The following is a 12,349-nucleotide window of genomic DNA, read 5'->3' on the forward strand; positions in this document are numbered from 1 at the left end:
TCTCTTTCCATAAAAAATTCAATTATAATATTGTAAACAAAAACTTAACGCTTTGCCAAGTATTTTGACTTAAAAAGACTAAAAAATACGTTACAATAAAGATATTACGATAAAGAGGAGCGAGAAATTAACGTGCAATTACCAAATGAATTTGTCACGAAATACAAAAAACTAATGGGAGCAGAGGCCGATGAGTTTTTATCAGCACTTGCCCAGTCAAGTTATAGTGGTTTTCGCGAGAATCCATTAAAGAACGGACAGCCGGTTGCAACAATTGAAAAAGCCACGGAGAAAGTACCGTATGTGCCGACAGGATATTATGGTCAAGTGAATGGAAAATCATTAGACCATGTTACTGGATGGGTATATAGTCAAGAGCCGTCAGCAATGTTTGTAGGCGAAGTGGTTAATCCCCAAGCTGGAGAACGTGTGCTAGACTTGTGTGCAGCTCCCGGAGGCAAAACAACCCACCTCATCGCTAAAATGAACAACCAGGGACTATTAGTTGCTAATGAAATTTTCCCTAAACGGGCGAAGATTTTGGCGGAAAACTTGGAACGATGGGGCGCAAAAAATGCAGTTGTCACTAGTGAAAGTCCCGCAGATTTAGAAAAACAATTTCCCCAATATTTTGACCGGATTCTTGTTGATGCACCTTGTTCTGGAGAAGGAATGTTTAGAAAAGAGCCGGCCGGAATTGAATATTGGTCACCAGAATACCCTGCTGAGTGTGCTAACCGTCAGCAAAAGATCCTCGCATCCGCAATGAAAATGCTAAAGCCAGGAGGAACATTAGTATATTCAACCTGTACTTTTGCACCAGAAGAGGATGAACAAAATATCTCATGGCTGCTCAATAGCTATCCAGACTTGAAACTTATTCCAATTGAAAAGGCGTCCGGGATGGATGATGGCCGTCCGGAATGGGCTGATGGCAATGAAGAATTGAAAAAGACAGTTCGACTATTCCCACACCATCTCAAGGGGGAAGGACACTTCATTGCTAAGTTAGTAAATGGTGAACCTAAGACAATAGATAAAAAGCGCAAAAAGAAGAATAAGCGGAAAAAGCAATCGATTGTTAAACCGGACAAAGAACAGGTCAAACTCTTTAACCAGTTTGCTACAAGCGTTTTTCCAGACTATCAACCACACCAATTGATTTTATTTGGTGACCAGCTCTATGATTTGCCATTAGAAGAAGACAAGATCGAGGGGCTAAATGTACTCCGACCTGGACTTCACCTCGGCACTTTTAAGAAAAATCGATTTGAACCAGCGTTGGCATGGGCTCTTGCCAGCTTACCACAGGAGGCAAACCGGGTCATTGAACTAAGCCAGGAACAGTGGCACCAATATGTCCATGGGGATGTAATCAATATTGATGCTGACCTTCCGAATGGTTGGTATTTATTAGTATGCGAGGAACATACTGCTGGTTTTGGAAAGTTGGTCGGTAAAACAATCAAAAACTTTTATCCCAAGGGGTTACGTTTTTAAATTAGGAGGATTATCGAGATGAAGGAAAAAGCAGCCTTTTACGTTAACGGCTATCTCGGGTTACTCGGGGCGATTATTATCGGTTTAATTAGTTTGTGGCTGATGTTTGTTGGTTTTACGCGTAATTTTCTGGTGATTCTGACAATTGGAATTATTTTATTCTTGATTGTGATTCTTTTTAGTACATCATTGACAATTATTCAGCCAAATGAAGCCAAAGTTTTAACTTTTTTTGGTAATTATATTGGAACCATTCGTGATGCAGGCTTATTTATGACGGTACCATTTACAAACAAGGAGACTGTTTCTCTGCGTGTTTGCAATTTTAATAGTCAGATTTTAAAGGTCAATGATTCAAAGGGTAATCCAGTCGAAATTGCGGCCGTTATTGTTTACAAAGTTGTCGATACCGCAAAAGCACTCTTTTCGGTTGATGATTATGAGCAATTTGTTCAAATTCAAAGTGAGTCTGCGGTTCGTCATGTTGCTAGTGAATATCCATATGATAGTTTTGAAGATCAAGATGCAATTACCCTTCGCGGGAATCCAACCGAAGTATCAGAACGTTTAACTGCTGAACTGCAAGAACGGTTAAATGTCGCGGGGGTCAAAATTATCGAAACACGGTTAACGCACTTAGCCTACGCAACTGAAATAGCGAGTGCCATGCTGCAAAAACAACAGTCATCGGCAATCCTATCAGCGCGCAAGATAATCGTTGAGGGTGCTGTTTCAATTACTGAAGAAGCGATTGAACGACTAAGCAAGGAAGCCAACCTTGATTTAACAGATGAGCAACGTTTGCAAATCATCAATAACATTATGGTAGCAATTATTAGTGAGCGGGGAACACAACCAGTAATAAATACAGGGACACAAGGATAAATGATATATTTAACAATTTTGATGGCAGAGCGGGTTGGTTTAATTATTATTCTAGCATTTTTGCTAGTTAGTGTGCCCTTATTCCGCCGCCTGTTATTTAATCAAACCATTAGTGCCAAAATTCAACTAACGATTCTTTTTTCTATTTTTGCTATTATGGCTAATATGACCGGAATAGAGATTGACGCAAATAACCAGTTGCATAACAAAATCATTCTTACGGCCATTTCAACAAATGACTCGATTGTTAATGCCCGAATTTTAGGTGTTTCAGTTGCTGGGATTATTGGTGGGCCATGGGTTGGTAGTTTAGTAGGATTGGTAGCAGGAGTCCATCGGATTATTCAAGGTGCGCCCCTGCAAGGTTGGTTTTATGTGCCTAGTTCAGTTTTGATTGGTGCGCTTTCTGGTTTTTTGTATCATGATCGAAAAAGTTATTTTAAGGTAATGACGCCGTGGCATGGCTTTATTGTTGGAATTTTGATGGAAAGTATTCAAATGCTTTTTATCTTGCTATTCAGTCCAACGGGATGGGCTTTAGTTAAATATATTGCCTTGCCAATGATCTTGGTTAATTCGCTAGGGACATCGATTTTCTTATCAATCATTTCAATGTACCTTCACCAAGAGGAAGAACTGCGCGCTATGCAAACTCATTCTGTCTTGCAATTAACAAATGAAACCTTGCCTTATTTTCGTCAAGGATTAAATAAAAGCTCAGCGCAACAAGTAGTCAAAATTATTAAAAAATATACTAATTTTGATGCAGTGAGTATCACCGATAGGCAACGAATACTGGCACATATTGGAGCTGGTGACGATCACCATATCCCAGGGAATAGACTAGAAACTTCTTTATCCAGTAATGTGATCAAAACGGGCCAAATAAAGATCGCAAATAACAGTAAAATGATTGGTTGTATCGATCCCAATTGTCCTTTAGAAGCAGCGATTGTTGCTCCTCTGCGAATTGGGAATGAAGTTATCGGCACGTTAAAAATGTATTATACTGATCAATGGCATTTAACACCGGTTGAAATTCAGCTAGCAATCGGTCTATGTGAGATTTTTGCTAACCAAATTGCATTGGGTGAAGCAGAAGTACAGGCGCAATTAGTTCGAGATGCTAAGATAAAAGCCTTACAAGCCCAAATAAATCCGCATTTCTTTTTTAATGCTATTAATACGATTAGTGCAATTTTACGCCGGGATCAAGAGAAAGCGCGAGAACTTCTCCTTCAACTTAGTAATTATTTCCGGGCTAACTTAATTGGGGCCCGGGAGACCGAAATTACTTTGGGACAAGAGCGATCGCAAGTCGATGCATACCTTGAACTGGAACAAACTAGGTTTCCACAGAAATATAACATTACCTTTGATCAACAAGTCGAAAATGATGTTTACCTGCCGCCATTTACAATTCAAGTATTAGTTGAAAATGCGCTTAAACATGCTTTCGGAGCACGTAAAGACCATAATAATGTTCAAATAACAATAAAGCAGCTGGGAGCGCGGTTGGCAATTCAAGTAGCTGATAATGGAGAAGGGATTGCACCGGAACTTCTTCCTAAACTTGGGAAAGAACCATTGACATCTTCAAAGGGAAGTGGAAATGCGCTATATAATTTGAATCAGCGCTTAATTGGTCTATATGATGAGCGTAGTGCCCTTCAAATTACAAGCAGTAATAAGGGAACAAAAATTAAAATTTCTTTACCATATCACACTAAGGAAGGTGCAGACAATGAAAGTCTTAATCGTTGATGATGAACCGCTTGCTCGTGAAGAACTTCATTATCTAATTCAGGGAAATAGTGAAGTTACAGAAATACTTGAAGCAGATGGGATTTTTATGGCAGAGGAACAAGTAAAAAGTGAACACCCAGATATGGTTTTCCTAGATATAAAGTTATCTGATGGAAATGGGATGGCATTAGCTGAAAAAATAAAATCATTTGATAATAGTCCTCATATTGTCTTTGCCACTGCTTATGATTCCTATGCGTTAGATGCCTTTGAAGCAGATGCAGTTGACTATATTTTGAAGCCATTTTCTGCTAAAAGGGTCAACGAAGCAATTATGCGTGTCGCCAAATTAATTTCGCCAGAGGATGATGCTACCAAAGCTAAGAGGGAATTAAGGCAGAATCCCCGAATTTCAATTCAAAACGACGAGCGAACGATCATTTTACAGAAAAAACAAATACTTTACGTACAGGCACAGCAAGGCTTTGTTTATATCTGGACTCTTAATAAGCATAAAATCATTAGTCGACAGACGCTCACTAATATTTATGACCAATTAAAATCTCCAGAATTTTTACAGATCCATCGTAGTTTTATTGTCAATTTGAATGGCGTAACAGAGCTTCAGCCTAGTTTCAATCATACTTATGAGCTGACATTAATTGATGGCAGTAAATTACCGGTAAGTCGTTCATATGTTAATACAACCAAAAAAGCATTAGGTTTATAAAAAAGGATTGGTGAATTGTTTATCTTTTCACCAATCTTTTTTTAGAGTAAGGCATTTTAAGTTAACTGGAGGGCATTTTAACGCAAATTTAGGTTATTTAATAGTGAAAACGAATACAAATTGATAAAAATTAGTAAAATAGATTGTGATAAATGGTATTAACGTTAATGCCTAAACATATTTATCATGTTTAGGAGGATTATTATGAAGAAAGAAGAAAAGAAAAAGGAAGCGCCCATTTTAGTTCAAATGGGAATCTTTGCTGCAATTTTATTCGTATCACAATTAATCTCTAATCTTTTTCCTAAGAGTTTCGTTGTTCCTACACCATTAATTGGAATGATTTTATTATATATTTTATTAGCTTGCCATATTGTTAAGTTGGAACAAGTTGAAAAGTTCGGAGATTTCATGATTAGTTTAATTGCCTTTCTGTTTGTCCCATCAGGAATTCAACTTGCTGGGAGCCTTGGTTTAATGAAAAAAGAAGGGCTACAAGATGTAATTGTTATTATTATTTCGACAATTATTTTATTAGCAGTAATTGCTTATGTTGGAGCATTCTTTATTGGGGTACATCATAAATTATTCAAGACTAACAAGGGGGAAACTGATAATGACTAATGTATTTATTACCAATCTAGCGTTACCTTTTACCGGGGTATTCATTTCATTGCTGGTTTACTTAATTGGGATGTGGCTTTTCAAAATTAGTAATGGCTTCTTCCTTTTCACCCCATTGTTAGTAGGGATGGTATTAGGGATTGTAATTTTGGCAATCTGGGCCAAAGTCGCCAATTCAACTACTGCTGCGGTTTACAAGAAATTTTACCAACCGGGTGGAAACTTAATTTTTTGGTTTTTGAATCCAGCAACAATGGCATTTGCGATTCCGCTCTATCGCCGGAATGATGTTTTTAAGAAATATTGGGTCGATGTAATTCTCACATTATTTGTGGGTGGATTCATTTCATTATTTTTGATTCAAGGAACAGCTAAATTATTTGCTCTTTCCCGTGTTTCAACCGCCGCTATGCTTCCTCAAGCAGCTACTACCGCTGTTGCGATGCCAATTGCAAAGGGAATCGGTGGTGATCCTGCGGTAACAGCGATGGCATGTATCTTAAATGCAGTTATTATTTATGCCCTTGCCGAATTCCTGATTAAGGTCTTTAGACTAAAGAAAATTTCTAAGGTCGGAACTGGTCTTGGTCTTGGATCCGCTGGTCACACTGTTGGATCTGCTAAGGCGGTTCAACTAGGGTCAATTCAGGGAGCAATGGCCGCAGTGGCAGTTGTTATCGTTTCATTAGCAATGGACATTTTGGTTCCTATTTATGCTCATCTTTTTATGTAAATTTTAATTAGGGAGAGAAAAAGAAGTATGGCGACAGAAGAACATCAAAAGGTTGTTTTAATTGGTGATGGAGTTGTGGGGTCCGCTTATGCTTTTAGCGTGATCCAGCAAGGTTTAGCTGAGGAATTAGTTATTATAAATAAGAGTAATGAGCGAAGCGTTGGGGATGCACTAGATTTGGAAGACGCAACGCCATTTACTGCCCCAGTAAAGGTCAAGGCTGGTAGCTATCAAGATTGTAAAGATGCTGATATTATTACTATTTGTGCAGGCGCTGCGCAAAAGCCAGGTGAAACACGGCTTAAATTAGTTGAACGCAACTTAAAGATTATGAAGGAAATCGTTCAAGAAGTAGTTAATACCGGATTTAATGGGATCTTCTTAATTGCTGCCAACCCAGTCGATATCTTGACATATGCTGTTCAAAAAATTTCTGGCTTTCCAGCACATAAAGTTATCGGATCGGGAACTTCTCTTGATTCAGCGCGCTTAAGAGTAGCGATTGGTAAAAAGCTGGCTATTGATCCCCGCGATGTTCATGTTGATATGTTAGCGGAGCATGGAGATTCAGAATTTGCTGCTTATTCTTGTGGGACAATCGGTGGAACGCCTTTAATGGATTATGTTTTAGCTAATGGACTAACAAAGCAAGAACTGTTAAAACTAGAAGAAGAAGTACGTAATAAGGCGTATGAGATTATTAATCGAAAAGGCGCAACATATTATGGAGTAGCGACTGCTTTGGCAAGAATAACGAAAGCAATTTTATATGACCAAAATACAGTATTACCCGTGAGTGCATATTTAGATGGTGAATATGGAGAAAAGGATATTTACCTCGGGACACCGGCTGTAATTGATAAAGACGGTATTCAAAAAGTAGTAGAATTACCATTAGATTCACGTGAACAAGAGGCTTTAATTAATTCAGCATCAGTTTTGCGTGAAACGACAGCAAATGGGATGACTAAAGCGGGGCTGTTGAACTATCTTTGGAAATAAATAAAATGACTAAGATTGAGGAGTGATGTTTTCCTCAGTCTTAGTCATTTTTGTGTTATTTATCTTTTTCAATTAAGTGTTTAGCCAATGCAAAATTACCAAGAGTAGCTGAGCCATTTCCTGGAACAGAAGGGTTGACAATATATTCATCGAGCGATCCAACTGGAAGATAATCGTTCCATAACATTGCAAATTGCTTCCGAACCCGTTCAAGAAAGGCTGGGCGCGAAACACTTCCACCAAAGATAATTTTTTGTGGCCGCAAAATGGCAGTTACCTGAACCGCCGCTTGTGCAACATAATATGCCATGATGTCCCAAACAGGGTGATTATCAGGAACATCTTCGCCACTAATACCGAGCCGCGCCTTGAAAGTTGGTCCAGCTACCAATCCTTCCAAACAATCATGGTGGTAAGGGCAGATACCAGTAAAACTTAGATCAGCTGGGTGGCGTTGTAAGCGAACGTGGCCCATTTCAGGGGTACTAATTCCCCCCAATAAAGCGACCATCTTGAATTGCCCCAGCACCCACGCCAGTTCCAAGGGTATAGTAAACCAAGGCCGGATTATCATACTTATCTTTTAAATTGACATATTCACCGTAAACCGAACCATTGACGTCTGTTGTCCAGTAGACTGGAATATTGAGGGCGTCAGTCATTGTGCCAACAAAATTGCAATTTTGCCACTTAACTTTAGGAGTATCAGTAATGTAACCGTACTTTGCACTAGCCGGATTAGTATCAATTGGTCCAAAACTGGCAATTGACAGTGCAGTCAGTTCAGGGTACTGCTTAAAAAATTCAATTGAAGCCCCTAAAGTTTCTTCGGGGGTAGTTGTAGGGATGATTTTTTTATCAATTTCATTAAAATTTTCGTCACCGACAGCACAGACAAACTTAGTACCGCCAGCTTCAATACTTCCTAATAACATAATCAAAAACCTCATTTAATTAAAGTGAACGTTTATCAATCTGATAACCATGTTTGAGTATAAACCTTAGAAAACGGTATCACAAGCACAATTACTCACTTTTTACTTATAAAACGTTTCACTAATTCAAATTAATTTCTGAACTTTCGCGCCAAGTGGCTTTGGCGGGCAAATTAATATGAATAGGGATTTCATTTGGATTATTCAGACAGTGAACTAGTCTTTGAACTGCTATTTTACCCATTGAAAGACTTGCTGGATTGATCGATGAAAGGGACGGAACTAAATATTCAGCAATATCCGAATCATTATAGCTAATAATTTGAAGGTCTTGGGGAACTTTAAGCTGATGTTGCTTAAGGGCTCGATATGCGCCGATAGTTAGTTGGTCACTAGCTATTAAGGCGGCCTGAAAATTATCTTTCAAAAGAGTATTCATGCTATCAAAGCCATCTTTAGGAGTCCACCCATTAAGGGTAATCAATGGAGAAATATTATGAAGTTTTGTCCACATCAAATAGGCCCTAGCTCGAATATCTTGATATGAGTCTGTCGTTTCGCCATTATTATTCATGGGATGAATATTTCCACCGATAAAGGCGATTTTATTAAGTCCATTTTCTAGTAATTGATCAAGAACGATCTGAGTAGCTTCAAAATACGAATTACGGATAATATCGTAAGCGGGGAGATAGCGATAATCGTCAATTAAAACGATATGGGGATTGTTTTTAGCTAAATTAGCGTAGAATTCTTGCGTAAAAACTCCGGCAACAATTACGCCATCATATTTTTGCGCGTCAGTAAATTGAAAGGCTTTATTGGGAAAACGAACAAAAGCTTTGATTTGAATATTTTGCTTGGAAGCTTCTTGAATAATTCCATCATGGACTTGAATGAAATAAGGGTCATGAGCTTCTGTCTCGAGCGAATGAGTTGTAAGTACTAGAATTGAACGAGGAGTTATCGGCGGAGTAACGGCCCTATTTAGATGGGGATGGTAATTATACTTTGCTGCTACTTCTTTAATTCGTGCTCTTGTTTGTTTACTTACTGAAAAAGATGAATCATTGCTTAAGACACGTGAAACGCTGGCAGGAGATACACCAGCCTCACGTGCTATTTTTCTGATACCAGTCATAGGGAAACCTCCTTTTAATCAATTTCTAGCATAACATATTTTTAGTAAACGTTTAGTAGTCAATGGTGATGGTAAATTACTGTTATACCAATAATGAAAGCGCTTGACGAAAAATAACTAAACGTTTATTATAGAATCGATTTCAAGAAAGGGGCCACAACGAATGATTACATTTGATGAACAGCAACGTGTTTTTCACTTAAAAAATAAAGAAATTTCCTATTTATTTTCAGTAGAAGAGGGAAATATCCTCAGTCACCTTTATTTTGGACCGGCAATTCGCAACTACCATGGTGAACGTCGATATCCACGAGTTGATCGTGGATTTTCAGGGAACCTTCCTGGGTCGATGGACCGAACTTACTCTAAAGATGATTTGTTGCAGGAGTATTCAGGAAACAATACCGGAGACTATCGCGTGCCTGCGATTATTATCAAAACAGAAAATGGTTCACGACTGACTGATTTCCGTTACAAGTCTTATAAGATTTTACCGGGGAAGCCCAAACTAGCTGGGTTACCTGCATCTTATGTTAAAAGTGATAAAGAAGCAGAAACGTTGGAAGTTATTTTGGTTGATGAAACAATTGGTGCGCAACTTATTCTTTCGTACACTATCTATAACGAACGGCCGGTTATTACAAGGAATGCGCGGTTAGTAAACACAAGCAATCAAGAATTACGAATTGAAAAGATTGCCTCAATGCAACTAGATTTAACTAAACATGATTATGACGTTATCTCCGTTCCAGGCCAGTATGCCCTTGAACGACAACCTGAACGGCAAGAATTACGTCGGGGAATAACAGAATTTTCTAGCCGTCGAAATTCTAGTTCTCATCATATGAACCCGTTTGTGGCCTTGGTTGATAAGAATACCGATGAATTTCAAGGAAACGCTTTGGGAGTGCTCCTTGTTTACTCTGGTAATCACCAGTTTACCTTGGAAAAAGATCAGATTGACCAGATTCGCTTAATAACCGGAATTAATGATTATGACTTTGAATGGGTTCTTGAACCGGGAAAAGATTTTCAGACACCGGAAGCAATCATGGGCTTTAGTCAGCAGGGCCTAAATGGGATGTCACAAGTATTCCACAAGTTATTACGGGACCGGGTTGCTCGCGGTAAGTATCAATATGCAGACCGCCCAATTGTTATTAATAATTGGGAAGCGACCTTCTTTGACTTTGATGATAAGAAGTTAGACCAAATTATTGATGAAGCAAAGCCATTGGGAATTGAAATGTTTGTTCTTGATGACGGCTGGTTTGGCCACCGGAATGATGATAATTCATCGCTTGGTGATTGGTTTGTTAACCAGGATAAGCTTACTGGTGGATTAAAGCGGGTAGCAGACCGGACCCACGAGCATGGCATGAAATTCGGCCTCTGGTTTGAGCCAGAAATGATTTCAGTCGATTCTAAGTTATATAAGGAACATCCAGACTATGCCTTACATGAACCGAACCGTGGCATGACACTTTCTCGTAATCAATTAGTACTAGACTTTAGCCGTAAAGAAGTCGTTGATAATATTTACAATCAAATGTGCTTAATTTTAGATAAGGTGCTGCTTGACTATATTAAATGGGACTTCAACCGTAATCTTACTGAAGTCTTCTCTAGCGCAGCGGATGCAGACCATCAAGGAGAAATTAGCCACCGTTATGTTTTAGGTTTATATGACTTAATGGAGCGGTTAGTTACCCGTTATCCTAATATTTTGTTTGAAGGCTGCTCTGGCGGTGGTGGCCGCTTTGATGCTGGTATTCTTTACTACATGCCGCAAAGTTGGCCATCAGATGATACAGACGCGGTCGAACGGTTAAAGATCCAATACGGAACATCTTTAACTTATCCAATCTCATCTATGACGGCGCATGTATCAGTTTCACCTAACCAGCAAACTGGTCGTTCTACTAGTTTTAAGATGCGGGGCGATGTTGCCATGAGCGGGGTCTTTGGCTATGAACTTGACTTAGCAGATTTGACTGAAGAGGATCGGCAAATGGTAAAGGAACAGATCAAGTTCTACAAGGCTCACCGCCACTTAATTCAATATGGTGCCTTTATTCGCTTAGAAAGTCCTTTTGATAGCAATACAGTCGCTTGGGAATTTGTCAGTCCTGATAAGTCAGAAGCGCTGCTATTTATGTTTAAGCAGTTGCATACTAACCGTTTTGAAATTAATAATACCAAGATGGCGGGACTTGATCCAACAATTGATTATCATGATGAGATGACCGATAAGACTTATGGTGGGGATGAATTGATGAATGTCGGTTTGTTCCGTGACCCGACTCATACGGGGGACTTCATTTCCGAAGTGCATTACTTTAAAGGTGAATAGTTTAAAATGAGGCTGAGAGAAAACTTTTGTTTTCTCTCAGCCTCAACTACTTTTATGAACAATAAGCAAGATAACGTGGAAAATAACCACAAGGCTCGAGTCTAAGTACGAACGATAATCAGCCCGTGCCGTGCTAATCATCGTCCTAGCTTAGCCAACCGCCTTGTCGAGGAGGTTATTTCCCACTCTCTTCTTTACTCTTTATCAATGCATCAATCGTCCACATCCAAATTGCATGTCCTAAAAATTCAGAAACATGTTCTTCAAGTGGTTGATCTTTTGCAGCAGGCACTGTTCCCATTAATGGCATTAACTTGAGGTGGAAGAAATCCCAAACAGCAATCCCGAATGGTACTCCATCACCTTTTTTGATCCACGGTGCCAACTGTCCGCCAATACTATAGAGAACTCCAAAACCAGCTGAGAAACTAAAGTGAACAACATAGCTTACCCATGGCAACTGTTGGCCGGAATAAGTATAAGTAGCGTGTGTGATCTGTGCCGGAACGCCAAATTGTTCAAGCATTTTTTGTGGTGGATTTGTTTGATCTCGCTCTGGTGTCCGTGGTGGGAGAATATTTTCCCAACCAAGTTTAACAAGACCAGCAACCAGACCAGCAGTTATACCCACTGTAATTGATTTGCCCCAATTAATTTTATTCACTTCAATCACCATCCAAACCTTTAGTTATTAAATCAA

10 protein-coding genes and 1 pseudogene are annotated in these 12,349 nt (G+C 39.1%); 8 read left to right on the plus strand and 3 right to left on the minus strand.

From position 1 onward, the window contains the following. Positions 1-132: 132 nt before the first annotated feature. The 7 genes from LREU_RS04745 (at position 133) to LREU_RS04775 (ending at position 7,220) form a co-directional block, all read left to right on the plus strand. Positions 133-1,500, plus strand: coding sequence for an RsmB/NOP family class I SAM-dependent RNA methyltransferase (locus LREU_RS04745; protein ID WP_003667911.1), 1,368 nt, complete (start codon positions 133-135; stop codon positions 1,498-1,500). An 18-nt stretch (positions 1,501-1,518) separates the two neighbouring features. Beyond that, positions 1,519-2,385 (plus strand): SPFH domain-containing protein, encoded by an 867-nt coding sequence (locus LREU_RS04750; protein WP_003667909.1) that lies wholly within the window; start codon positions 1,519-1,521, stop codon positions 2,383-2,385. Then, on the plus strand, positions 2,386-4,149 hold the full coding sequence (locus LREU_RS04755) for a sensor histidine kinase (protein WP_011953463.1): 1,764 nt from the start codon (positions 2,386-2,388) through the stop codon (positions 4,147-4,149). Beyond that, positions 4,130-4,861 carry a LytR/AlgR family response regulator transcription factor gene (locus tag LREU_RS04760; protein WP_003666167.1) on the plus strand — a complete coding sequence of 244 codons (732 nt, stop codon included), beginning with the start codon at positions 4,130-4,132 and terminating at the stop codon, positions 4,859-4,861. Before LREU_RS04755 ends, LREU_RS04760 begins: the two co-directional genes overlap by 20 nt. A gap of 204 nt (positions 4,862-5,065) precedes the next feature. After that, positions 5,066-5,485, plus strand: a complete 420-nt coding sequence (locus tag LREU_RS04765; protein ID WP_003666169.1) for a CidA/LrgA family protein — start codon at positions 5,066-5,068, stop codon at positions 5,483-5,485. Next, positions 5,478-6,218 (plus strand): LrgB family protein, encoded by a 741-nt coding sequence (locus tag LREU_RS04770; protein ID WP_003666171.1) that lies wholly within the window; start codon positions 5,478-5,480, stop codon positions 6,216-6,218. Before LREU_RS04765 ends, LREU_RS04770 begins: the two co-directional genes overlap by 8 nt. A 27-nt stretch (positions 6,219-6,245) precedes the next feature. Then, positions 6,246-7,220, plus strand: a complete 975-nt coding sequence (locus LREU_RS04775) for an L-lactate dehydrogenase (protein ID WP_003667903.1) — start codon at positions 6,246-6,248, stop codon at positions 7,218-7,220. A 55-nt stretch (positions 7,221-7,275) separates the two neighbouring features. Here the strand turns inward: LREU_RS04775 and scrK are convergent. Further along, positions 7,276-8,155 (minus strand): annotated as a pseudogene (scrK, locus tag LREU_RS04780) (fructokinase ScrK). Between the two features lie 121 nt (positions 8,156-8,276). Further along, positions 8,277-9,296: a LacI family DNA-binding transcriptional regulator gene (locus LREU_RS04785; protein WP_003667898.1), complete on the minus strand. Its 1,020-nt coding sequence runs from the start codon at positions 9,294-9,296 to the stop codon at positions 8,277-8,279. Between the two features lie 163 nt (positions 9,297-9,459). Between LREU_RS04785 and LREU_RS04790 the strand changes: the two genes are divergently transcribed. After that, complete coding sequence (locus tag LREU_RS04790; RefSeq protein ID WP_003667896.1) at positions 9,460-11,649, plus strand: alpha-galactosidase; 2,190 nt, start codon at positions 9,460-9,462, stop codon at positions 11,647-11,649. Between the two features lie 175 nt (positions 11,650-11,824). Here LREU_RS04790 and LREU_RS04795 read toward each other — a convergent pair whose 3' ends face one another. Then, positions 11,825-12,325, minus strand: coding sequence for a DUF1440 domain-containing protein (locus LREU_RS04795; RefSeq protein ID WP_003667894.1), 501 nt, complete (start codon positions 12,323-12,325; stop codon positions 11,825-11,827). Between the last annotated feature and the right edge of the window lie 24 nt (positions 12,326-12,349).

This window comes from Limosilactobacillus reuteri subsp. reuteri (genome assembly GCF_000016825.1).
GTDB classification, from domain to species: Bacteria; Bacillota; Bacilli; order Lactobacillales; family Lactobacillaceae; genus Limosilactobacillus; species Limosilactobacillus reuteri.

Coding starts and splice junctions, on each gene's coding strand:
- LREU_RS04750 (WP_003667909.1), top strand. CDS start 1,519: ATGAAGGAAAAAGCAGCCTTTTACGTTAACGGCTATCTCGGGTTACTC.
- LREU_RS04755 (WP_011953463.1), top strand. CDS start 2,386: ATGATATATTTAACAATTTTGATGGCAGAGCGGGTTGGTTTAATTATT.
- LREU_RS04760 (WP_003666167.1), top strand. CDS start 4,130: ATGAAAGTCTTAATCGTTGATGATGAACCGCTTGCTCGTGAAGAACTT.
- LREU_RS04765 (WP_003666169.1), top strand. CDS start 5,066: ATGAAGAAAGAAGAAAAGAAAAAGGAAGCGCCCATTTTAGTTCAAATG.
- LREU_RS04770 (WP_003666171.1), top strand. CDS start 5,478: ATGACTAATGTATTTATTACCAATCTAGCGTTACCTTTTACCGGGGTA.
- LREU_RS04775 (WP_003667903.1), top strand. CDS start 6,246: ATGGCGACAGAAGAACATCAAAAGGTTGTTTTAATTGGTGATGGAGTT.
- LREU_RS04785 (WP_003667898.1), bottom strand. CDS start 9,296: ATGACTGGTATCAGAAAAATAGCACGTGAGGCTGGTGTATCTCCTGCC.
- LREU_RS04790 (WP_003667896.1), top strand. CDS start 9,460: ATGATTACATTTGATGAACAGCAACGTGTTTTTCACTTAAAAAATAAA.
- LREU_RS04795 (WP_003667894.1), bottom strand. CDS start 12,325: ATGGTGATTGAAGTGAATAAAATTAATTGGGGCAAATCAATTACAGTG.